Here is a 21,139-nt window from a genome sequence, read left to right as displayed (position 1 = left end):
GTTTTCGCATCCCCCAAAACAAAGACTGGAAGAGACAAATGAAGACCCCTCTCCTGCGCGGCATCGCGCTCTCGCTGTCCCTGCTCGCCGGCCTGGCCGGCTCGGCCCATGCCGACTACCCCGACCACGCCGTGAAGCTCGTCGTGCCCTACACCCCGGGCGGCTCGGCCGACATAGTCGCGCGCGCGCTCGCCACCGAACTGTCGAAGGAAATCGGCCAGGCCGTGGTGGTCGACAACAAGCCCGGCGCCAACACCATGGTGGCGGCCAGCGGCGTGGCGCGCGCGCCGGCCGACGGCTACACGCTGCTGCTGGCCAGCAGCGCGAGCATGGTGCTCAACCCGCAGCTCTACAAGAAGATGAGCTACGTGCCGCAGAAGGACTACCGCGTGCTGGCGGTGGCGGCCGAGGCGCCGCTGGTGGTGGTCACCAACGACAAGGCGCCGCCGCGCACGCTCAAGGAGTTCCAGGCCTACGCCAAGGCCAATGCCGGGCGCCTGAACTACGGTTCGGTCGGGCTGGGCAACCCGTTGCAGCTGGCCAGCGAAATGCTCAAGAGCGAACTGCAGATCGACCTGGTGCACGTGCCCTACAACGGCAGCGCGCCCGCATTGGCCGCGCTGCTGGGCAACGACACGCAGCTGATGGTCGACGTGGTGAGCACCTCGCTGCCCCACATCCGCGCCGGCAAGCTGCGCGCACTGGCCGTCACGGGCAGCGAGCGCGTGAAGTCGCTGCCCGACGTGCCCACGGTGGCCGAGGCCGGCTTCCCCGGTTTCCATGCCGCCACCTGGTTCGGCGTGGCCGTGCCGGCGGCCACCCCGGCCGCGGTGTCGGCCACGCTGCAGTCGGCCATCCACAAGGTGATGCAGGGCGCCCAGTTCCGCAGCCTGGTCGAGGCGCAGTCGCTGCTGGTGCAATCGCCGCGCACCGACGCCGAGCTCAACCAGTACATCGAGCGCGACCGCAGCAGCTGGGGCAAGGTGATCCGCGAGCGCAACATCACGCTCGAGTGACGCAGGGGAGCCGCAGTTCAGTAAGGGCTGCGGATGCCCATCTCCGCGAGGATCTCGATCTCGTACGCCTCCATCTCGTCGGCGTCGGCCTCGCTGGTCTCGTGGTCCCAGCCCTGCGCATGCAGCGTGCCGTGCACCAGCAGGTGGGCGTAGTGGTTGGCCAGCGTCTTGCGGTTTTCCTTCGCCTCGCGCGCCACCACCGGCGCGCACAGCACCAGGTCGGCCATCACCAGCGGGCTCTGCGCATAGTCGAAGGTCAGCACGTTGGTCGCGTAGTCCTTGCCGCGGAACTCGCGGTTCAGGCGCTGGCCTTCGTCGGCATCGACGATGCGCACGGTGATCTCGCCGTCGATGTCCAGCGCATGGCGGATCCAGCGCGTCACGCTGTGGCGCGGCAGCGCGGCGCGGTGGCGCTCCACGCCCTTGAAGCGGCCGAACTGCAGCGACAGCGACAGCGCCGGAAGTCTGGAGGCCGCCATGTCAGTGGGCTCCCGCGCGCTTGCGCTGGCCGTCGTAGGCGTCGACGATCTTCGCCACCAGCGGGTGGCGCACCACGTCCGCGCTGGTGAAGTGCGTCATGGCGATGCCGCTCACGCGCTTGAGCACGCGCTCGGCGTCGATCAGGCCGCTCAGCTGCTGCTTGGGCAGGTCGATCTGGCTCACGTCGCCCGTCACCACCGCGCGCGCGCCGAAGCCGATGCGCGTGAGGAACATCTTCATCTGCTCGGGCGTGGTGTTCTGTGCCTCGTCCAGGATCACGAAGGCGTTGTTCAGCGTGCGGCCGCGCATGAAGGCCAGCGGAGCGATCTCCAGCGCATTGCGCTCGAACGCCTTCTGCACCTTCTCGTAGCCCATCAGGTCGTACAGCGCGTCGTACAGCGGGCGCAGGTAGGGGTCGACCTTCTGCGTCAGGTCGCCCGGCAGGAAGCCCAGGCGCTCGCCCGCTTCCACGGCCGGGCGTGTCAGCACGATGCGCTGCACGGCCGCGCGCTCCAGCGCGTCGACCGCGCAGGCCACCGCGAGGTAGGTCTTGCCGGTGCCGGCCGGGCCGATGCCGAAGGTGATGTCGTGCTTGGCGATGTTGTCCAGGTAGGCCGCCTGCGTGGGCGTGCGCGCGCGCAGGTCGGCGCGGCGGGTGACCAGCATCGCGGCGTCTTCGTCGCCCTCGAGCATCGAGCCGTCGCCGGCCAGCGTGAGCTGCACCACGGCCGCGTCGATCGGGCGCTGGGCGATCTCGTAGAGCGCCTGCAGCACGTCCATGGCGCGTTGCGCGGTGGCCTTGGGGCCGTCGACCTTGAACTGCTCGTGGCGGTGGGCGATCTTCACGCCCAGGGCCTCCTCGATGCGGCGCAGGTGGGCGTCCAGGGGTCCGCACAGGTGGCCGAGGCGCGAGTTGTTCAGTGGGGTAAAGGTGTGTCGCAGAATCACGCCGGACATTTCAAGGAAAAAGGGCACCCATGATAGGCAAACTGACCGGCACGCTGGCCGAGCGCAATCCCCCCCAGGTGGTTGTGGACTGCAACGGGGTCGGCTACGAGGTCGACGTGCCCATGAGCACGTTCTACAACCTCCCGGCCACCGGCGAGCGCGTGTCGCTGCTCACGCACTTCGTGGTGCGCGAGGACGCGCAGATTCTCTACGGCTTCGGCACCGCAGAGGAGCGCGGGGCTTTCCGCCAGCTCATCAAGATCACCGGCGTGGGCCCGCGCACCGCGCTGGGCCTGCTTTCGGGCATGAGCGTGGCCGAGCTGTCGCAGGCCATCACCACGCAGGAGCTGGGCCGGCTCGTGAAGATCCCGGGCATCGGCAAGAAGACCGCCGAGCGGCTGCTGCTGGAGCTCAAGGGCAAGCTGGGCGCCGACATCGGCCTGCCCGCGCACGCCGCCTCCGACGCGCAGGCCGACATCCTGCAGGCGCTGATCGCGCTGGGCTACAGCGACAAGGAAGCCGCGCTCGCGCTCAAGGCGCTGCCGAAGGACGCGACGGTGAGCGAGGGCATCAAGATGGCGCTGAAGTCGCTGGCCAAGTAAGAACGCGAGAGGGCGCACAGGCATGCCGAACTGCGACTTCTACGCCACGCCCGAAGACCACGAGGGCCTGCTCGCGTGGCTGCTGGCCGACGGTGCCTGCGAGGTGCACGAGCTGGCCTCCGACTTCGGGCAGCCGCTCAGGCGCTTCCACTCGGCGGGCGACGTGCTCGCCCAGTTCGAGCGGCGCTATCCCCATGGCGGAAAGTGGCGGGCCGTTCACCTGCAGCTCTACGTGCCGGGCGCCGGGCCGCCGTTCGTGCCGCGGCGCGTGTCGCTCGACCCGAAGGCCTGCGGTGGCGCGACCTTTCGCTACAACGCCGACGGCTGGGGCCTCGTGCAGCTCTACCTGGGCGCGCTGCCCGAAGGCGACACGCGGCTGGAAGATTCGCACACCAACCACAACACCCTGAAGCGGGCGCAGGCCTGGTCGGCCACATTGCCGGAAATGGGCGACGTCGGCGCCTGGGACTTCGGCAAGATCACCGCCTTCTCGTCGCGCCTGAACCGCGAGATCCGCAAGCGGGGCGTGGCAAGGATCGGCAGCCGCGCCATACTGCCGGGCGCGCTCGCGCTGTGGAACGCCGGGGTGGCCATGGGCCCCTGGAAGCCCGGCGAGCATGCGCTGCAAGGAGACACCTCGACGTGAGCGCTTCCCCGTTTCCCGCACCGGCCACCCGCGCCATGCCGCTCGCCGTGACAGGCGGCCCCCTGATGCCCCTGATGCCTCTGACGCCGCTGATGCGCGCCGAGATGCCGCTGGAGCTCGTCGGCCCGCGCCTGCAGGCCGTCTGCGGCAACTTCGCCGCGGTGCCCATGCCGCGGCAGCACACCGTGTCGGGCGGCATCGAGGTGCGGCGCGCGGGCGGTGTCGACTTTGCGCTCATCGGCCAGAACCTGCAGCGCGTGTACCGCGACGCGCGCGCCATCCGCGGCGACGACCGCGAGCATTTCTTCCTGGTGTTCCAGGACCACGGCGGCGCGCTCATGTGCCAAGGCGAGCAGCGCGTGGCGGTGCAGGCCGGCGACATCGTGCTGATCGATTCCGCGCGCCCCTCCGAATTCGTCTACGACGGCGCCTGCTCGCAGCAGGTGTCGGTCCACCTGCCGCGCGCCGACATGCTCGCGCGCTTCGGCCCCGCGCTGCAAGGCGGCGTGTGCGTGCGGCGCGGCGACGCGCTCGGCTTCGCCATGCGGGCCATCCTGGCGCGCATGCTCGAAAGCGGGCAGAGCGACGACGCGCACCTGGTGGAGGCCTTTCTCGGCGTGTTCGGCTCGGTGCTGGTCGAGCGCGCCCGGCAGGTGCCGGCGCTCGCGCGCAGCGCCGGCGAAGGCGTGCTGCGCAAGGCGCTCGACCACGTGGCCCTGCACTTCCAGGACCCGGCCTTCCACGCGGGCGACCTCGCGCGGCACCTGGGCGTGTCGCCGCGCCTGCTGCAGCGTGCCTTCGAGTCGCTGGGCGTGTCCCCGAGCCGCCACATCCTCGACGCCCGGCTGGCAGCCGCCCATGCGTCGCTCCAAGCCGCCGCCAAGCGCGGCGCACCGGCGGTGGCGGTTTCGGTGGTGGCCTACGACTGCGGCTTCAACGACCTGTCCTTCTTCCACCGCGAGTTCCGCAAGCGCTTCGGCGTGCCGCCCGGGCAACTGGGCCGCATCGAGCCGGACCCGCCGCTGCACTGACGCCTGAGTCCATGCGCTGACGTCCTGCTCCAAGACGCAGGGCCTTGCTTTTCCTACATTGGGCCGGCGCCCGCCGTGCGGCGGTGCGTTCCAGCATCAACCCAACGAGGACAAAGAATGCAAGAGACAAGAATGACCATCGGCGGCCGCGCGGTGCAGGGCGCGACTTCCTTCGAGGTGCGCAACCCCGCCAACGGCCAGGTGGTCGGCACCGCGCCCAACGGCTCTCGCGCCGACCTCGACGCCGCCGTGGCCGCCGCCCGCAAGGCCTTCACCAGCTGGTCGCAAAAGCCCGATGACGAACTCGCCGCCGCCTGCCGGGCCGTCACCGAGAAGATCGGCGCGCACGCCGAGGAACTCGCCCGCCTGCTCACGCTGGAGCAGGGCAAGCCGCTCAACGGCCTGGGCTCGCGCTGGGAAATGGGCGGCGCCGCCGCCTGGGCCGGCGCCACCGCGGCGCTGTCGCTGCCGCCGCGCGTGCTGCAGGACAACGCACAGGGCCGCGTCGAGATCTTCCGCAAGCCCGTGGGCGTGGTCGGCTCGATCACACCGTGGAACTTCCCCGTGATGATCGCCGTGTGGCACGTGCTGCCGGCGCTGCGCACGGGCAACACGGTGGTCATCAAGCCTTCTCCGTACACGCCGCTGGCCACGCTGCGCTTCGTGGAGCTGCTCAACGAGGTGCTGCCCGAGGGCGTGGTCAACAGCGTGAGCTGCGACGACCGCACCTCGAACCTCGGTGCCGACATGGCGGCCGACCCCGTCATCCGCAAGATCGTGTTCACCGGCTCCTGCGCCACCGGCCAGAAGGTGATGCAGTCGGCCGCGCGCACCATGAAGCGGCTCACGCTCGAACTCGGCGGCAACGACGCCGGCATCGTGCTGCCCGACGCCGACCCCAAGGCCATTGCCGAGGGTCTCTTCTGGGGCGCCTTCCTGAACAACGGCCAGACCTGCGCGGCCATGAAGCGCCTGTACGTGCATGAGCGCATCCACGACGACGTGTGCGAGCACCTCGCGGCCTTCGCGAAGAAGGTGCCCATGGGCGACGGCATGGACGAGAAGAACGTGCTCGGCCCGGTGCAGAACCGCATGCAGTTCGACAAGGTCGCGCGGCTGGTGGCCGACGCGAAGAAGAAGGGCCAGCTGCTCACCGGCGGCGAGCCGGGCGAGGGCCTGTTCTTCCCCGCGACCATCGTGGCGGGCCTGAAGAACGGCGACGCGCTGGTCGACGAGGAACAGTTCGGCCCCGCGCTGCCCGTGATCCGCTACTCGGATGTCGACGAAGCCATTCGCGCGGCCAACGACAGCGAGAACGGCCTGGGCGGCTCGGTGTGGTCGAGCGACATCGAGCACGCACGGCGCGTGGCCAGCCGCATGGAATGCGGCTCGGTGTGGATCAACAAGCACGGCGCCATCCAGCCCAACGCGCCCTTCGGCGGCGTGAAGGCTTCGGGGCTCGGCGTGGAGTTCGCGGAAGAGGGGCTGAAGGAATACACCGACGCCCAGGTGATCTTCTCTTGAGGTTCAGGCGCGGCGTGACAGCAACTCGGTGACCTGGGCCGGCTGCGGGTCCACCGCGGTCGCCCAGGTCATCGCGCCGCGCCGGTCGAAGAGGAAGACGCGGTTCAGGTGCGGCACCGCGTCCTGCGCGCTGCCGAGCTGGAACGCGGAAAGCATGCGCTCCACGCCGCGAAGCTCGGGCACCGCGGCCGTCCATGCATCGCGTTGCGCGCCGAACTTGGTCAGCCACGCATCCAGCCCCTTGGCATCGTCGCCGAGCGCGTCGATGCTGATCGACAGCAGGCGGGCATTCACCTGGCGCGCACGCAGCTGTTCCTGCACCTGCGCGAACAGCGCGCCTTGAACGAGGCAGGTGGTGCCGCATCCGGTGAACATCAGCTGCACGGCCGTGAGCTGGCCGCGCAGCAGCGCCTGCAGGTTCGCCTTGCGCCCGTCGGCCAGCTGAAGCGGAATCGCACCGACCGGTGCGCGGTCCGTGACCGGGCCTTCAGGCTGCTTCATCGGTACCACCGCATCCTTCACAGGCTGGCCATGTGCTGCATGCGCATCGTGCGCGAACGCAGCGCCAGGCCACAGGCCCATCGCCGCGAGGCCCGGCAGCGCGCCGAGAAAGGCCCTGCGGTGCGCGCGAGCGATGGGCATCAAGCGAGCAGCGCGCTGCGCTTGGCCGTGTAGCCGCTGGCCTGCTCGTAGGCATGCCCCAGCTGCAGCACCGCCAGGTCGGCCTGCGGCCGGCCCATCACCTGCAGGCCCATCGGCAAGCCGCCGGGCCCGAAGCCCGCGGGCACCGCGAGCGTCGGCACGCCGGCCAGCGTGCCGCCGATCACCACTTCCATCCAGCGGTGGTAGGTGTCCATCGGCTTGCCGGCCACGGTCTTCGGCCAGTCGAGCCTGGCGTCGAACGGGAACACCTGCGCGGTGGGCAGCACCAGGTAGTCGTAGCGCTGGTAGAGCGCCTGCAGCGCCTGGTACCAGGCCGAGCGGTCCGACGAGGCCTTGTAGACATCGGCCGCATTGAGCTTCAACCCGTTCTCGATCTCCCACACCGCCGCGTCGTTGAGCAGGGGGCGCAGCTTGGGGTCGTTGTACAGCCCGCCCGCAATGCCCGCCACCATGAAGCCGCGCATCACCAGCCAGGTCTTCCACAGCCGTTCCATCGAGAAGTCGGGCTGCACCGCCTCGACCGTGCAGCCGATGGTCTCGAAGTGCTTCAGCGCGCGCTGGCAGGTGTCCATCACGCCGGCCTCCATCGGCAGGTAGCCGTTGTAGTCGCCGAGCCAGCCGATGCGCGCGCCCTTCATGTCCCTGGCCAGCGGTTGCGCGAACACGGCCGGGTCGTCCTTCAGCGACTGCGGCGTGCGCGGGTCGTAGCCGGCCTGGGTCGACAGCAGCATCGCCACGTCGCCCACGCTGCGGCCCATCGGGCCTTCGTAGCCGAGCTGCTGGATGAACACCTCGCCGGTCGGGCCGTAGGGCACGCGGCCGGCCGAAGGGCGAAAGCCGAACACGTTGTTCCAGCCCGCGGGGTTGCGCAGCGAGCCCATGAAGTCGCTGCCGTCGGCCACCGGCAGCATGTCCAGCGCCAGGGCCACCGCCGCGCCGCCGCTGCTGCCGCCCGCGCTGCGCGTGGTGTCGTAGGCGTTGACGGTGGTGCCGAACACCTTGTTGTAGGTGTGCGAGCCCAGGCCGAACTCGGGCGCGTTGGTCTTGCCGATGAGCACCGCGCCGGCCTTGCGCGCGCGCTCGACGATGATCGAATCGGCCTTGGGCACATGGTTCCTGAAGATCGGCGAGCCCTGCGTGGTCGGAATGCCCGCGGTGTTCGTCAGGTCCTTCGGCGCCTGCGGAAAACCGTGCATCCAGCCGACGTTGCGGCCCGCCGCCCTGGCGGTTGCCAGTTGCGTGTCGCGTTCGCCGGCCTGCGCCAGCAGACCGTCGCGCGCCTGCAGCGACACGATGGCGTTGACCTTCGGGTTGAGCCGGTCGATCTGCGCCAGGTACGCGCCCATCACTTCCACGCAGGACACGCTGCGCGACCGGATCGCCTGCGACAGCTGCACGGCGCTCCAGCCGGTGATCTCGCGTTGCGAGCGCGCGGTGGCGCCGGCGGCTTGCGCCGTCGCGTTCAGCGCGACGGGTGCCGCGAGCACGGCCGCGCCGAGCTTGAGGAAGCCGCGGCGGCTGTTGTCGCCCGGCGTGAACGAAGGGGTTGCAAAGTCATTCATCTCGAATCCGTCGGTGTGTTGTTCTTGAATCTGCGGAATGCGCCTGATGTGCGCCTGCCGTGCGTTTGCTGTGCGACGGCTGCGCGCCTACTTGCGAAGGGCGGCCGTCAGCGCGCCGAGCAGCGCGTCGGTCTCGACCAGGCTCGGCCCGTGGATGGGCTTGGGCCAGGTGCTGTGGATCGCGACCACCAGCTTCTCCTTCGGGTTGATGTAGATCTGCTGGCCGAAGATGCCGAGCGCGGCGAACAGCCCGCCGTCGAGGTTGGGCAGCGCCTTCTCGCCGACCGGAAAGGTCCACCACTGGTAGCCGTAGCCCATCGGCTCGAAGCCCTTGAGCGTGCCGGGCGCGAGGCGCTGCGCCGGGTCGGCGCGCGTGGCGTCGGCGATCCAGTTCGCGGGCAGCACCTGCTTGCCGCCGGCCACGCCGCCTTCGAGCACGAACAGGCCGAAGCGCCCGAAGTCGCGCAGCGTGGCGTTCACGCCGCTGCCGGTGAACTCCTGGCCGTTGGGCGAGTCGAGCTGCCAGTAGGCGTCGGCCTCCATGCCGAAGGGCGCCCAGATCTTCTTCGACAGGTACGCGCTGATCGGCTGCTTGATGGCCCCCGCGAGGATCTCGCCGACCAGGTAGGTCTCGCCCGTGCTGTAGTTGAACCGGGTGCCCGCCGGCGCCACGCGCGGCAGCTGGGCCATGAACTTCAGCACCGCGCCTTTTTCCTGCGCGAGCTGGGCGCGCAGCATCTGGCGGCGGTCGGACGCGGGGTCGAGGTAGTCCTCGTTCCAGGCCACGCCGGAGCTCATCTGCAGCACCTGCTTCACCGTGACCTCGTCGTAGGCCGAGCCGCGCAGCGCGGGCACGTACTTGACCACCGAATCGTCGAGGCTGGCGATGAAGCCGTCCTTCACCGCCGCGCCCACCAGCGTGGACGACAGCGACTTGGCCACGGAGAACGACAGCCATTTCGTCTTCGCGTCGTTGCCCATGGCGTAGCGCTCGAGCACGACCTTGCCGTCCTTGAGCACCAGCAGGCCGGCCGTGCGGTTGCGTGCCATGAACTCGTCGATGCCGTAGCGCTGATCACCCACCTGGTAGCTCACGTCGATCTTCTTCCCCTCGGGCAGCGGGTGCACATGCGTGCCGCGCTGGATCGTGCGCGTCGGGTACAGCCGGTCCATGTGGCGGTAGGTGGGGGCCTGCAGCTCGGGCGGCAGCGTCATCAGGTCTTCGTAGCGGCCGAAGACTTCGTCCTGCGGCGCGGCGGGCTGGGCCTGGGCTTGCGCCTGCAGGCCGGCGGCCATGCCGAGCGTGGCGACCAGCGCGGTGGTGGCGCGCGCGAGCTGCGCGAGCTTGGGGCGCGAAGACGGATGTGAAGTAGAGCGGTTGTTCATGTCGGTGCGTGCGGTGTCGTTGTTCGGTGTGCGGTCGCGGTCCGTCATTTCGCGGGGCGGTTCAGCCCCAGCGTCGGCGTCTCGTCGAAGAAGTTCCAGGGCTTGAGCAGCGCGTGCACCCACTCGGTGGGCATGATCGGCCACTCCTCCGCGCGCGCCACGTGCGTGGTGCCGGTGGTGAGCCACACCACGTTGTCGGTGTTCACGATGTCCTGGTTGTCGGCCGTGAACTGGCCCAGGCCCGTGTCCTTGTCGGAGCGGTTCGGGTACTTGCCTTCGGGGAACTGCTCGTCGGGGTTGTAGCGCGTCACCCAGAGCTGGCGGTCCATGAAGCTCAGGCGGTGGTTGATCCACTCGTCCTTGGCGAAGTTGGCGCCCTTGGCAATCGGGTGCGTGCCGCCCGCGTACGGAATGAGCTGGTACGACACCGGGTTGCCGACCTTGTTGTTCTTCGCCGGGTTGCTCAGCAGCCGGATGGTCGAGGGGTCGAACTTCTGCGCCGCCTGCTGCTCGTTCTGCACCGTTCGCTGCACCGTCTGCATGGTGCTGGTGCGCGGGCCGCCGCGGGTGTTGGGCAGCACCACCGGGTCGACCTCGGTGAGCGAGTTGGCCTCGCCGTCCACGTCCATGTCGAGGCGGAAGTTGTAGATGTGCTGGTGCGTGGTGCCCACGATGTGGTGGTCCAGCAGCGTGCCGTAGCGTGTGTCCTCGGCGGCGGTGGCGTCCTGCATGGTGCGCGACTTCACGCCCTTCACCGCCTCGATGCCGGTGGCGCCCGCGTTGATGCCGATGGTGCCGTTCTCCGCGAACACCCAGTCGAACATGTAGTCGTAGTTGCCCACCGTGCTGATCCAGCGCACCACCAGTTCGCGGCGTTCCACGCTGATGTTGGGCTTGCCCATTTCCTGGTGCTTGAATTCCGCGTCGGCGTAGCGCTCGAACACCGCGATGGCGCGCGGCACCTGGGTGGCCGTGCCGGTGTAGTCGGCCAGCGTGGCGTCCAGCAGCACCGCGTTCTGCGGCGCGTCCTTGTTCGGCTCGATGGGCGAGGTCAGCGTGCCCATGCCGTACTCGCCGGAGTCGAGGTAGGCCTTGAAGTACCAGCCTGTGTCGGGGTCGCCGTAGGGCACGATCATGCCGCCCAGCGAGCCCTCGTACATCACCTTGCGCTTCGTGCCCTTGTCGTTGTACGTGACGGTCGACAGCACCAGCCCCACGCGCGAGTCGAGGCGCACATGGAAGTCCCAGTTGCGCCAGTGCAGCGTGTTGCCGGCGATGGTGTAGTTCTTGCCCTCGGGCTCGGTGATGTCCAGCGGCTTGGGCGCGGGTGCGCCCGCGCGGTCGCGCCCGTCGTAGGGCGTGGGCTTGAGCGGCACCGGCACCAGGCCGCCGTCCTCGATCTTGATGACCTTCTTCTGCTCGAGGTCGACCACCGCCACCAGCCCCTCGATCGGGTGCGCCCAGTAGTTGCCGTCGCCCACGTCCAGGTAGCTCACCACCTTCAGCAGGCGGTCTTCCTGGCGCAGCGAGTCCTTGCCGTCGAAGTAGCCCACGGTCAGCGGCGTGGCCACCACCTTCTTCACGTCGGCGATGCCGCGCACGGCCAGCGCCCTGGCGTAGTCGGCGCTGGCCTCGATGGCGCTCTGCACCGTGGCGAAGTCGTCCAGCAGCACCATGCCGTGCGCGCCTTCCACCGGTTTCCAGGCCGTGAGGCTGCGCGCCGCGAGGTCGACCGTGCCCTCGATCACCTTCTTGCCGTCGAGCGCGACGAACTCGGCCTGGCGCGGCGCCTGCACCGCTTGCCCGGCCAGCGCGAAGGCCCACACCTGGTCCTTCGGCGGGCGCTTCACGCTGATCTCGGTGAAGCGCAGGCCGGGCTTGTAGCGCCCGGAGGCCTTCAGCACGTCGACCGTGGCCCGGATCTCGGCGGCCGTGAGCGGGTTCAGCGGGTTGGCCACGCGCTCGACCACGAAGGTCTTGTCCAGGCTGGACTGGAACACCTGGTTGATGAAGTCGTGCGACACGAAGGCCGTGCCCTTGCGCATGACCACCGGCACGTCGAGCTGCAGCGGCTGGCCGTTGATCAGCGCGGTCTTCGAGCCTGGCTTGACGCGCACCAGCGTGCCGTTGCGCGAGATGGTGAACACGCCGCCGAAGCCGTCCCAGCGCACCGTGGCGCCGAAGTCTTCAACGGTCTTCTTCAGCGGCACCATGTGGGCCGCGCCGCCATGGGCCAAAGCGTTGCCTGCGCCCAGCGCGCCGGCGGCGCCCAGGGCCAGTGCCAGCGCCGTGGCAAGGAAACGTTGCGTGGCCTTGCGGGGCGTTCGGTGGTAGCTGCTGCGCATGGCTGCATCCTTCTTCGCATGTTGTTGTGGTGAACAACAGCGAAGTTAAGGTCGCAGCCCCCTGGAGCGTTATCCGGATTTGGCAAGCCAGCGCATGCGCGTGGCCGAGGGGAGTTCGCCGAACAGGCGGCTGTAGTCGCTCGCAAAGCGCGACAGGTGCCAGAAGCCCCAGCGCGCGGCCACGTCGCCGATGGTGTCCCGCACGCGCGTCTGCAGCTCGCAGCGCACGCGGTTCAGGCGCATCACGCGCAGGTAGGTGACGGGGCTCAGGTGCACCACGTCCTCGAAGGCGTACTGCAGCGCACGGCGCGACACGCCGGTGGCGGTGCACAGGTCGGGCACGCTGATGGCTTCGTCGGCGTGCGCGTGCATGTACTCGCGCGCCATGGCCACGATGTGCCGGCGCGCCACCGTGCTGGCGGGCAGCTCGGCCTCGAAGGCGTCGGAGCCGATGCAGTGCAGCACGGCGTCGGCCAGTGAGAGCGACAGCATGTGCCGCGCGGCGGGCTGCTCCAGCTGGGCGAGGTTCTCGCGCGCCAGCGTCAGGGCCGCGCCCAGCAGGCGGGTGAATTCGGTCTCGTCGAAGCCGGGTTCGCGCACCGGCACCGGCTCGGGCAGGCGCAGTTCGAAGCCGGGGCCGAACAGCGTGGCGGCCAGCTCCGACAGCGGCGCGGCGTCGATGCACACGGCCATCAGGTCCATGCCGGCGCCCGCGAGCAGCTCGAACTCGCGCTGCGGGGAGAGGGCGATCAGCCGGCGTCCGCCGATGTCATGCCCGCAATACCAGCTGCCCGGCTGCTCGACCTGGGTCACGGCAAAGGCGATGGTGCCGGGCCGGCCGTGGCCCGCCTGCAGCACCGTCTGGTTCGCGTGCTCGTGGAAGACCTGGACGTAGTCGAGGTGCAGGTCCTCGGAGAGGCCGGCGAAGCGGCCGTTGGAGAGCTGCTCGTAGCGCTGCTCCCAGGCGTCCACGCTGGAGGCCTGCGCCTGGGCCTCGGTGGTCAGTTGTCGGGTGAAGTGAAGCTCGGTCATGGTGCGCGGTGGCGCGGCGGCCATCGTCGACCTGACGAGCAGAAACCGTGCCAATCACGGCGCAGTGTGGGGGAACAGGCCTCGCTTGAACATGTTGCTTACCCTCGGGTGCGAGGCGGAAAAATGCGAGGCAGCACCGGCCGATGCGCGGCGATGGCCCTCAGGGGTGGATCTTCTCGCCCCGCGCCAGCATCTCGACGAACTTTTCAATGCGGCGCGCCCGGGTCTCCGGTTTTTTCGCACCCTGCGTGCGGAACAGCACCGCATAGCGGTTGCGCGCGTCGAGCGTGGCGAAGAACTTCGCGGCCTTCCTGTTGGCGTCCAGCGCCGCCTGCAGGTCGGGCGGCACGGTCGCCACGCTGGCGCCTTCGTAGGCCGCGTCCCAGCGCCCGTCGGCCTTCGCGCGCGCCACCTCGGCCAGGCCGGCGGGCTGCATGCGGCCGTCGTCGATGAGCTTGCGCACCTTGTCGCGGTTGATCTGCGACCACATGCTGCGCGGCGTGAAGCGCTGCAGGAAGTACTGCGCGTCGTCGCTCTTGCGCTGGCCGTCGATCCAGCCGTGGCACAGCGCCTCTTCGAGCGCCTGCGGATGGTCGATCGACGCAATGCCGGAGCCCTTCTTCGCGATGCGCAGCCAGATGCCGGCCGCGCTCTCATGGTGGCGCCGCAGCCAGCGCGTCCAGGCCGCGGCGTCGGCGCATTCGAGCGGCGCGTCGTGCTGAACGCGCCCGGTGCTCACGGCACCCACCAGTAGCGCAGGGCGTGGAAATAGATGGGCGCGGCGAAGATCACCGAGTCGAGCCGGTCGAGCATGCCGCCGTGGCCCTCGATCATCGAACCCCAGTCCTTCACGCCGCGGTCGCGCTTGATGGCCGACATCACGAGGCCGCCGAAGAAGCCCATGAGGCAGATGGTGAGCGCCATCAGCGCCGCCTGCCACGGGTTGAACGGCGTGGCCCAGTACAGCGCCGCGCCCAGCGCGGTGGCGCTCGCCACGCCGCCGATCAGGCCTTCCCAGGTCTTGGAGGGCGACAGCTCGGGCGCCACCTTGCGCTTGCCGAACAGCTTGCCCCACACGTACTGCAGCACGTCGCTGCCCTGCACCACGATCACCAGGAACGCGATCAGCAGCAGGTTGCGGCCCTCGAAGCCCGGAATCTGCAGCGTGAGCAGCGCGGGTACGTGGCTGATGCAGAACACGCACACCATCAGCCCCCACTGGATCTTGGAGGTGCGCTCCAGGAAGCGCTGCGTGTCGCCGCCCACCGCCGCCAGGATGGGCAGGATCAGGAAGGCATAGACCGGGATGTAGATGGAGTACAGCCCGTACCAGTCGATCCAGATCAGGAAGTACTGGCCCGGCAGCGCCACGAAGAAGGCCAGCGCAATGGCGCCGTGGTCGCCGCGCCGCGTGTAGGCCAGGCTGATGAACTCGCGCAGCGCGTAGAACGAGATCAGGTAGAACAGCACGATCACGCCGCCCTTGCCGAAGGCAAAGGCGATGCCGATGACCGCCACCATCACCCACCACGCGTTCACGCGCGAGTTGAGGTTGTCGATGACCGAGTGCGGCTGGCCGTGCGCCACGCGCCACTTCAGCACCGCGCCGATGGCCGAGGCCAGCACCAGCACGCCGAAGACGCCGCCGAAGAGCTTGAAGGTGGTCCAGGCGAAGGGGGAGAGTTCGATCATGCGGCGGTCCCCCCGTTGTTCTGTCCGTTGGTGTCGACGCGGTCGTACTCGGGCCGCATGTCCAGCATCGCCGTGCGCGCGCGGGCCAGGAACGACACCTTGTCTTCTCCCTGCGCCAGTACCAGCGGCGTGCCGAAGCGCACCGTGCAGGCCAGCGGAATCGGCACCAGCACGCCCTTGGGCAGCACGCGCTTGAGGTTCTCGATCCACACCGGCACCAGCCGCACGTGCGGGCAGGCGCGCGCCAGGTGGAACAGGCCGCTCTTCAGCGGCAGCAGGATGTCGTCGCCCGTGTTGCGCGTGCCCTCGGGGAACATGATGAGCGAGTCGCCACCTTCCAGCGCCTCCTTCATCTGGTCGACCGGGTTGCCGCCCTGGCCCGAGCCGTCGCGCCGGATCATCAGCGCGTTGAACACGTCGCGGCCGATGAAGTTGCGCAGCTTCGACGCTTCCCAGTAGTCCTGCCCGGCGACGGGCCGCGTGAGCGCGCGCAGGTCGGGCGGCAGCGTGGCCCACAGCAGCACGAAGTCGCCGTGGCTCGTGTGGTTGGCGAAGTACAGCGTCTGCTCGGCCTTGGGGCTGGTGCCCGACCAGATGGCGCGCACGCCGGTCAGCAGGCCGGCCGCGCCGATGATCAGCTTGCCCGCCACGATGGCGAGCCCGCGCCGCAGCACGGTGCTTTCGGGTTTGTCGTTGTTCTTGTTGTCTTCTGCGGTCAAGAGAGGTCCTGTGTCATCAAGGCGAGGAGGAACATGGCGCTCTGGCAGGCCACCACGATGGCGTGGCGCTGCATGAGCTGGCGCGTGCCCTGCACGCGGTCTTCCAGCGCGCGCGTGGGCGGCTGGTGCGGTTGCTGGTGCTGTGGCGCATCGCGCAGCCCGAGCGAGGCGAGCGCCTTGTCGAGCGCGTCGAGCGAGGTCACGGTGCTGCGCGCGAGGCCGTCGAACAGCGCCTCGTCGAAGCGCAGGCGGAACGCGAAGTAGCGCTCCAGCGCCCCCAGCACCACCACCGCGCCGAACGCCATGGTGGCCGTGGTGGAGAGCGAGCGCAGCGTCAGTGCGAGCACCAGCGCGGCGATGCAGGTGAGCGCGAAGCCCCAGAGGGCCAGCAGCGCGGCGGCGCGCAGCAGGCCGGCCAGCGCGGTACAGGTGGTGCGTTCGTTGTCAGTCATGGCGTGGGACCTCCGGCAGCTTCGACAGCGGCTTCAGGGGTTCCAGCGACGCCAGCCATGCCCCGCGCAGCACGATCTGCGGGCGGGCACGGCGCACGGCGGCCTCGGCCTGCGCCACACCGCCGGCCGCGCCGTAGCGGCCCAGCCAGGCGATGGACGCGGCCGCGCTGCGCGAGAAGCCGAGCGCGCAGCAGACCCATACGGTAGCGCTTTCGGCACGGTGCGTAGCGCCTTCTGCACGGCGCGTGGCGCTTGCAGCGTTGCGCCGCTGACCTTCGATGACCGCCGCCGCGCGCTGCAGCCGCACGGTGGGCGGCACCGTCAGGTCGAGCAGCGGCACGCAGCGCGCATGCGGCACGCCGGCCGGCAGCTGCAGCTCGGCGCACAGGCTCACCAGCCGGGGCCGGCCGGCGGCCAGCCATTCGGCGCGCGTCGGGCGGCGGCCCAGCCGCAGGCCGGGCACCACCTCGACCGAGGCCGGCAGCTTGCGCGTCCACAGCCAGGCGTTGGCGGCCGCGCCGAGCCGGTAGGGCGCGAACAGCCAGCGCGCCGCCCAGCCCATGCGGCCATGGCGGTTCATCTGGAAGCCGCGCGCGCCGAAACCGATGTAGTTGAGCGCCACCAGCGCCAGCGACGCGGCCGGCCAGGCCAGCCACAGCGCGATGCCGCCGCCGTACAGCGCGGCGGCCAGGCACAGCACCGCGCCCGCCGCATAGAAGCCGCCCAGCTTCCGGCGTTGCGCGTCGCGCGTGCGATGCCAGGCGCGAGGCATCGACACCACGCGCTCCAGCGGCCACAGCCACACGCAGAAGATGCCCAGCAGCGCGCCGGTCGGAATGTCGATGAAGTGGTGCTGCCACGTCGTGAGCACCGACGCGCAGATGGCGAAGGCCCACACATGCAGCACCAGCCGCGCCCACAGCGGCCGCAGGAACTGCCGGTACCAGTCCCACAGGATCACGGCCAGCGCAATGTGCAGCGAAGGCGCCTGGTTGAACGGCTGGTCGAAGCCGCGCAGCGCGTTGAACAGGAAGGCCGGCGCCCCGTCCACCGGCGGCTGCCCGAAGCTGAAGTGCAGCGGCCACAGGATGAAGCAGGTGCAGGCGACGAGCGTGGCCGTGACCAGCCGCAGCGCGTGCCGGTCGAGCGTGTGCTTGCTGCGCGCGAGGAACAGCGACAGCGCGTAGAAGACGTTGATGGTCCAGTACGGAAAGATCGTCCAGGGCCAGAACGGCACATGGCGCTCCCACGCGAAGGCCATCGACGGCACGCTGGCGCGCGTGGTGGCCCACCAGTTGGCAAACCCGTAGGTCGCGTAGAACAACGGCCCCAAAAATACCAGCCAGGCGGCGGCGCGCTTCCAGGGCCGCTGTGCCAGCCAGGCGGTCATTGCAAGGCCTCGGTGCCGCGCGCCGCTGCGCTCATCGCTCGGTGCGCACCGCCAGCGACACCGTGAAGATGCCCCACTCGTCGACCCGCTGGTCGATCTTGCGGAAGCCCGCTTCTTCCACCAGCTGGTCCATCTCGTACTGGGTGCGGCGGCGCATCACCCAGGCTTCGCCCTGGCGGTGGCTGGTGAGGGCGCGCGCGATCATCTCGAGCTGCGGATGCCACGGCTGGCCGGTGTAGACCAGGTAGCCCCGGTCTTCCACCGCGTCGCCCACGCCCGCGAGCGAGCGGCGCACCATCTCGTTGTCGGGGAACAGCTCGTACAGCCCCGACACCACGGCCAGCGTGGGCCGCGGCGTGACGCTCGCCAGGCTCATGCGGTCGAAGGCGTCGGCCTGCACGAACTGCGCGACGTCTTCCAGGCCCTTCTCGGCGATGAGCGCACGGCCGTCGCGCACGTTGATGTCGCTGTAGTCGCGCAGCAGGATCGAGGCGGCCTTCACCGGGCTGGCCTGCACCGCGTCGAGCACGTAGCGGCCGTGGCCGGCGGCGATGTCCATCACGCGCACCTCGCGGTGCATTTCGGCGAGGCGCTCCATGGCGATGCGCAGCAGCTCCTCGACGTGGATCTTGCGCTGGCGGATGCCGCGCCAGCCGATGGAGTTCAGGTAGGTGTTGTCGATGGAGCGGCCGAGCGCCGAGCTGCCCTTCGGCTGGTTGCGGTACACGTAGTCGAGCGTGCTGCCCGAGTCGAAGCCGGTCTCATGGCCCAGCTTGATGCCGTCTGACATCGTGCCGCCCAGGCGCAGGCTGGCGCGGGTCATGGCCCAGTAGGCGCCGCGCGGCGACAGCGGCGACAGCGGCTCGGCCAGCGCGCGCGACTCGTCGGCCGTGTCGCCGCTCAGGTGCGCCTCGCGGCGGTCGACCGGCACGGCCGGTTCGTCGAAGCGCTGCAGGATGAATTCGCGGATCTGCGCCACGGCGGGCGCGCGGTCTTTCTCGCCCAGCGTGTCGTGGAAGAAGCCCGGCAGCTCGGTCTTGGTCTTCACCGCGCTGCCGAGGCGCTCGAAGAACTGGTGCTGCGGCTTGTGGTGCACCACCCAGTCGGCGCCGGAAATGAGCAGCTGCACCGGCAGCGTGATGGCGTTGGCGTCGGCCACCACGCGGTCGGCCGCTTCATAAAGGCCCAGCAGGATGTTGACCGCGATGGGGCGCGAAATGAGCGGGTCGCTCTCGTAGCTGGCGATGCGCGCGGGGTCGTGCGTGAGGAACTTCGCCTTCACGTAGCTGTTCACGAAGAACAGGCCGCGCAGCTTGTGCATCAGGCCCAGGCCGGCGCGCGCGAACGGCACGTACAGCTTCACCTTGAAGGCCGGCGAGGCGAGGGTGAGGCCGCGCACCTTGGGGGCGTAGTCGTGCGCCCAGGTGGCGATCAGCACCGCGCCCACGCTCTGCGCGACCACGTGGATGTCCTGCTCGGGCACGCCGTGCGCGCTGCCGATGTGCTGCACGAAGGTCTGCACGTCGCGCACCGAGGTGCCGAAGCTGGGGCTGTAGCCGCGCTGGCCCGGCGAGCGGCCGTGGCCGCGGGCGTCCCAGGCGTAGAAGTCGAAATCGGGCAGGTTCAGCTCGTCGACCAGGTGCGCCATGCGCGCGCCGTGCTCGTGGCCGCGGTGGAACAGCACGATGGCGCCGCGCCGCGCGGCGCCCGTGGCGGGCCAGCGGCGGTAGAACAGCGATTCGCCGTCGTGGGTCTGGAACTGGCGTTCTTCGGGAACGCGCGAAGGCGCCATGTTGGTTGTGTCTGTCATTGAATCCCTGTGAGTTTTTTATTGGTCGATTTGTCTTGCGGTGCCGCCGCGCTCAGCCTGGCGCTGCCGGCACGGCCCCGGCTTCCGCCAGCGCGCGGCGGATGCGGTTGACCGTGGTCCAGGCCACCAGCGCCGCCAGCAGCGGCATCAGCCAGCCCGTCCAGCCCGGCAGCGGGCCGCCGAGTGCGACGTACAGTCCGAGCGCGCCGAACACGAAGGCCCGGTCGCTCTTGCCCAGCGGACCGTCGTAGCGGCGCGAGGCGCCCACCGTGGGGCCGAGCGCGCCGGCGAATTCGCTCAGGCCGGCCAGCACGATCACCGTGCCGACCCAGAAGCCGCTGAACGGTGCCACCAGCGCAAAGGGCAGGTACAGCGCGGCGTCGGAGACCACGTCGGTCAGTTCGTTGAGGAAGGCGCCCAGCTTGCTCTGCTGGTGGTGTTCGCGCGCCAGCATGCCGTCGATGGCGTTGAAGGCCATGCGCAGGAACATCCACAGCGGGATGAGCGCGAAGGCCGCAAGGGAGGGGGCCGAGAAGAAGAGCCACAGCCCGAGTGCGACCGAGACGACGCATGCCGCCAGCGTCACCTGGTTGGCGGTGACGCCCATCGCATGCAGTCGGACCACCAGCGGCCGCAGCAGGGCCTGGAAACGCGGCTTCAGTTCGTAGATCGACACGTGCTGGCTTCCCCTCGTTTGTTATATGGCCGGATACACGGCCGGAGCATTCTGCCAGTGTGGCAGGCACTAAACTCGCCTTCGAAGAACCCCCTCGCAATGACCATCCAGACCGACGACTTCGCGCCCGCCCCCCAACGCGTGGTGTCCGCCGCCCCCGCCTCGCCCAACGAAGAGGCGATCGAGCGTGCCTTGCGCCCCAAGCTGCTCGACGAGTACGTCGGCCAGGCCAAGGTGCGCGAGCAGCTCGAGATCTTCATCGGCGCCGCGCGCAAGCGCAAGGAAGCCCTCGACCACGTGCTGCTTTTCGGGCCGCCCGGCCTGGGCAAGACCACGCTGTCGCACATCATCGCGGCCGAGCTGGGCGTGAACCTGCGCCAGACCTCGGGCCCGGTGCTCGAGAAGCCCAAGGACCTGGCGGCGCTGCTGACCAACCTCGAGCCCAACGACGTGCTCTTCATCGACGAGATCCACCGGCTGAGCCCGGTCGTCGAGGAAATCCTGTACCCCGCGCTGGAGGACTACCAGATCGACATCATGATCGGCGAGGGCCCCGCGGCGCGCAGCATCAAGCTCGACCTGCAGCCCTTCACGCTGGTGGGCGCCACCACCCGCGCCGGCATGCTGACCAACCCGCTGCGCGACCGCTTCGGCATCGTGGCGCGGCTGGAGTTCTACACGCCCGACGAGCTCGCGCTCATCGTGACCCGCAGCGCCCGCCTGCTCAAGGTCGAGACCGACCCGGCCGGCGGCTTTGAGATCGCCCGCCGCTCGCGCGGCACGCCCCGCATCGCCAACCGCCTGCTGCGCCGCGTGCGCGACTACGCCGAGGTGAAGGGCAACGGCCGCATCACGGAAGACATCGCGCACAAGGCGCTGGCCATGCTCGATGTCGACCCGCAGGGCTTCGACCTGATGGACCGCAAGCTGCTCGAGGCCGTGATCCACCGCTTCGACGGCGGCCCCGTGGGGCTGGACAACGTGGCGGCCAGCATCGGCGAGGAGCGCGACACCATCGAGGACGTGATCGAGCCCTACCTCATCCAGCAGGGCTACCTGCAACGCACGCCGCGCGGGCGCATCGCCACGCTCGCCGCCTACCGCCACCTGGGCGTGGCGCCGCCTTCGGGCCGCGCCGACAGCGCCGACCTCTTCGGAGCCTGAC

General features: G+C 69.7%; 20 protein-coding genes. 6 read left to right on the top strand and 14 right to left on the bottom strand.

What is annotated here, in order from left to right:
- Positions 1-38 precede the first annotated feature (38 nt).
- A complete protein-coding gene (locus BM004_RS25895) occupies positions 39-1,016 on the top strand; it encodes a Bug family tripartite tricarboxylate transporter substrate binding protein (RefSeq protein ID WP_093217901.1) in 978 nt (325 codons plus the stop codon).
- Between the two features lie 17 nt (positions 1,017-1,033).
- Here the strand turns inward: BM004_RS25895 and ybeY are convergent, their stop codons facing one another.
- Together ybeY and BM004_RS25885 are read right to left on the bottom strand one after the other, a co-directional pair.
- Positions 1,034-1,495 carry an rRNA maturation RNase YbeY gene (gene ybeY / locus BM004_RS25890; RefSeq protein ID WP_093130483.1) on the bottom strand — a complete coding sequence of 154 codons (462 nt, stop codon included), beginning with the start codon at positions 1,493-1,495 and terminating at the stop codon, positions 1,034-1,036.
- A 1-nt stretch (position 1,496) separates the two neighbouring features.
- Positions 1,497-2,453: a PhoH family protein gene (locus BM004_RS25885; protein WP_177206606.1), complete on the bottom strand. Its 957-nt coding sequence runs from the start codon at positions 2,451-2,453 to the stop codon at positions 1,497-1,499.
- Between the two features lie 20 nt (positions 2,454-2,473).
- Here BM004_RS25885 and ruvA point away from each other — a divergent pair, with 20 nt between their 5' ends.
- The 4 genes from ruvA to BM004_RS25865 all read left to right on the top strand — a co-directional run bounded on the left by ruvA (position 2,474) and on the right by BM004_RS25865 (position 6,247).
- Positions 2,474-3,046: a Holliday junction branch migration protein RuvA gene (ruvA, locus tag BM004_RS25880; RefSeq protein WP_093130482.1), complete on the top strand. Its 573-nt coding sequence runs from the start codon at positions 2,474-2,476 to the stop codon at positions 3,044-3,046.
- Positions 3,047-3,068: 22 nt separating this feature from the next.
- The gene (locus tag BM004_RS25875; RefSeq protein WP_093217899.1) at positions 3,069-3,692 is read left to right on the top strand and encodes a hypothetical protein; all 624 of its coding nucleotides are present in this window, start codon (positions 3,069-3,071) and stop codon (positions 3,690-3,692) included.
- Positions 3,693-3,757: 65 nt separating this feature from the next.
- A complete protein-coding gene (locus BM004_RS25870) occupies positions 3,758-4,723 on the top strand; it encodes a helix-turn-helix domain-containing protein (protein WP_177206605.1) in 966 nt (321 codons plus the stop codon).
- Between the two features lie 117 nt (positions 4,724-4,840).
- Positions 4,841-6,247 carry an aldehyde dehydrogenase family protein gene (locus tag BM004_RS25865; protein ID WP_218152729.1) on the top strand — a complete coding sequence of 469 codons (1,407 nt, stop codon included), beginning with the start codon at positions 4,841-4,843 and terminating at the stop codon, positions 6,245-6,247.
- 3 nt (positions 6,248-6,250) lie between these two features.
- Here the strand turns inward: BM004_RS25865 and BM004_RS25860 are convergent, their stop codons facing one another.
- The 12 genes from BM004_RS25860 to BM004_RS25805 all read right to left on the bottom strand — a co-directional run bounded on the left by BM004_RS25860 (position 6,251) and on the right by BM004_RS25805 (position 19,974).
- Positions 6,251-6,889: an SCO family protein gene (locus tag BM004_RS25860; protein WP_093217895.1), complete on the bottom strand. Its 639-nt coding sequence runs from the start codon at positions 6,887-6,889 to the stop codon at positions 6,251-6,253.
- On the bottom strand, positions 6,889-8,472 hold the full coding sequence (locus BM004_RS25855; protein WP_093217893.1) for an amidase: 1,584 nt from the start codon (positions 8,470-8,472) through the stop codon (positions 6,889-6,891). Before BM004_RS25855 ends, BM004_RS25860 begins: the two co-directional genes overlap by 1 nt.
- 87 nt (positions 8,473-8,559) lie before the next feature.
- Entirely contained in the window at positions 8,560-9,906 is a 1,347-nt protein-coding gene (locus BM004_RS25850; RefSeq protein WP_218152728.1) for a serine hydrolase domain-containing protein, read from the bottom strand.
- Positions 9,903-12,203, bottom strand: coding sequence for a primary-amine oxidase (gene tynA / locus BM004_RS25845; protein WP_093217892.1), 2,301 nt, complete (start codon positions 12,201-12,203; stop codon positions 9,903-9,905). Before tynA ends, BM004_RS25850 begins: the two co-directional genes overlap by 4 nt.
- Positions 12,204-12,272: 69 nt before the next feature.
- Positions 12,273-13,235 (bottom strand): helix-turn-helix domain-containing protein, encoded by a 963-nt coding sequence (locus tag BM004_RS25840; RefSeq protein ID WP_143072512.1) that lies wholly within the window; start codon positions 13,233-13,235, stop codon positions 12,273-12,275.
- Between the two features lie 160 nt (positions 13,236-13,395).
- Complete coding sequence (locus tag BM004_RS25835; RefSeq protein ID WP_093217966.1) at positions 13,396-13,974, bottom strand: YdeI/OmpD-associated family protein; 579 nt, start codon at positions 13,972-13,974, stop codon at positions 13,396-13,398.
- Positions 13,971-14,927, bottom strand: a complete 957-nt coding sequence (locus BM004_RS25830; protein ID WP_093130474.1) for a phosphatidate cytidylyltransferase — start codon at positions 14,925-14,927, stop codon at positions 13,971-13,973. The genes BM004_RS25835 and BM004_RS25830 overlap by 4 nt, the downstream gene beginning before the upstream one ends.
- Positions 14,924-15,646, bottom strand: a complete 723-nt coding sequence (locus BM004_RS25825; RefSeq protein WP_371270589.1) for a lysophospholipid acyltransferase family protein — start codon at positions 15,644-15,646, stop codon at positions 14,924-14,926. The genes BM004_RS25830 and BM004_RS25825 overlap by 4 nt, the downstream gene beginning before the upstream one ends.
- On the bottom strand, positions 15,643-16,098 hold the full coding sequence (locus tag BM004_RS25820) for a hypothetical protein (protein ID WP_093130473.1): 456 nt from the start codon (positions 16,096-16,098) through the stop codon (positions 15,643-15,645). The genes BM004_RS25825 and BM004_RS25820 overlap by 4 nt, the downstream gene beginning before the upstream one ends.
- Positions 16,091-17,488: a phosphatase PAP2/dual specificity phosphatase family protein gene (locus BM004_RS25815; RefSeq protein ID WP_093217888.1), complete on the bottom strand. Its 1,398-nt coding sequence runs from the start codon at positions 17,486-17,488 to the stop codon at positions 16,091-16,093. The genes BM004_RS25820 and BM004_RS25815 overlap by 8 nt, the downstream gene beginning before the upstream one ends.
- 31 nt (positions 17,489-17,519) lie before the next feature.
- Complete coding sequence (locus BM004_RS25810) at positions 17,520-19,298, bottom strand: bifunctional alpha/beta hydrolase/class I SAM-dependent methyltransferase (protein ID WP_093130471.1); 1,779 nt, start codon at positions 19,296-19,298, stop codon at positions 17,520-17,522.
- Between the two features lie 52 nt (positions 19,299-19,350).
- Positions 19,351-19,974 (bottom strand): CDP-alcohol phosphatidyltransferase family protein, encoded by a 624-nt coding sequence (locus tag BM004_RS25805; RefSeq protein WP_093130470.1) that lies wholly within the window; start codon positions 19,972-19,974, stop codon positions 19,351-19,353.
- Positions 19,975-20,073: 99 nt separating this feature from the next.
- Here BM004_RS25805 and ruvB point away from each other — a divergent pair, with 99 nt between their 5' ends.
- Positions 20,074-21,138, top strand: coding sequence for a Holliday junction branch migration DNA helicase RuvB (gene ruvB / locus BM004_RS25800; RefSeq protein WP_093217887.1), 1,065 nt, complete (start codon positions 20,074-20,076; stop codon positions 21,136-21,138).
- The last annotated feature ends 1 nt before the right edge of the window (position 21,139 follow it).

Source organism: Variovorax sp. OK212, assembly GCF_900112425.1.
Taxonomy (GTDB): domain Bacteria; phylum Pseudomonadota; class Gammaproteobacteria; order Burkholderiales; family Burkholderiaceae_C; genus Variovorax.
This window is presented reverse-complemented; position numbering and strand designations above follow the sequence as displayed.

Bases quoted from the DNA above. Each gene is read 5' to 3' on its own strand.
- BM004_RS25895 (WP_093217901.1), top strand. From the start codon at position 39: ATGAAGACCCCTCTCCTGCGCGGCATCGCGCTCTCGCTGTCCCTGCTC.
- ybeY (WP_093130483.1), bottom strand. From the start codon at position 1,495: ATGGCGGCCTCCAGACTTCCGGCGCTGTCGCTGTCGCTGCAGTTCGGC.
- BM004_RS25885 (WP_177206606.1), bottom strand. From the start codon at position 2,453: ATGTCCGGCGTGATTCTGCGACACACCTTTACCCCACTGAACAACTCG.
- ruvA (WP_093130482.1), top strand. From the start codon at position 2,474: ATGATAGGCAAACTGACCGGCACGCTGGCCGAGCGCAATCCCCCCCAG.
- BM004_RS25875 (WP_093217899.1), top strand. From the start codon at position 3,069: ATGCCGAACTGCGACTTCTACGCCACGCCCGAAGACCACGAGGGCCTG.
- BM004_RS25870 (WP_177206605.1), top strand. From the start codon at position 3,758: ATGCCCCTGATGCCTCTGACGCCGCTGATGCGCGCCGAGATGCCGCTG.
- BM004_RS25865 (WP_218152729.1), top strand. From the start codon at position 4,841: ATGCAAGAGACAAGAATGACCATCGGCGGCCGCGCGGTGCAGGGCGCG.
- BM004_RS25860 (WP_093217895.1), bottom strand. From the start codon at position 6,889: ATGCCCATCGCTCGCGCGCACCGCAGGGCCTTTCTCGGCGCGCTGCCG.
- BM004_RS25855 (WP_093217893.1), bottom strand. From the start codon at position 8,472: ATGAATGACTTTGCAACCCCTTCGTTCACGCCGGGCGACAACAGCCGC.
- BM004_RS25850 (WP_218152728.1), bottom strand. From the start codon at position 9,906: ATGACGGACCGCGACCGCACACCGAACAACGACACCGCACGCACCGAC.
- tynA (WP_093217892.1), bottom strand. From the start codon at position 12,203: ATGCGCAGCAGCTACCACCGAACGCCCCGCAAGGCCACGCAACGTTTC.
- BM004_RS25840 (WP_143072512.1), bottom strand. From the start codon at position 13,235: ATGACCGAGCTTCACTTCACCCGACAACTGACCACCGAGGCCCAGGCG.
- BM004_RS25830 (WP_093130474.1), bottom strand. From the start codon at position 14,927: ATGATCGAACTCTCCCCCTTCGCCTGGACCACCTTCAAGCTCTTCGGC.
- BM004_RS25820 (WP_093130473.1), bottom strand. From the start codon at position 16,098: ATGACTGACAACGAACGCACCACCTGTACCGCGCTGGCCGGCCTGCTG.
- BM004_RS25815 (WP_093217888.1), bottom strand. From the start codon at position 17,488: ATGACCGCCTGGCTGGCACAGCGGCCCTGGAAGCGCGCCGCCGCCTGG.
- BM004_RS25810 (WP_093130471.1), bottom strand. From the start codon at position 19,298: ATGACAGACACAACCAACATGGCGCCTTCGCGCGTTCCCGAAGAACGC.
- ruvB (WP_093217887.1), top strand. From the start codon at position 20,074: ATGACCATCCAGACCGACGACTTCGCGCCCGCCCCCCAACGCGTGGTG.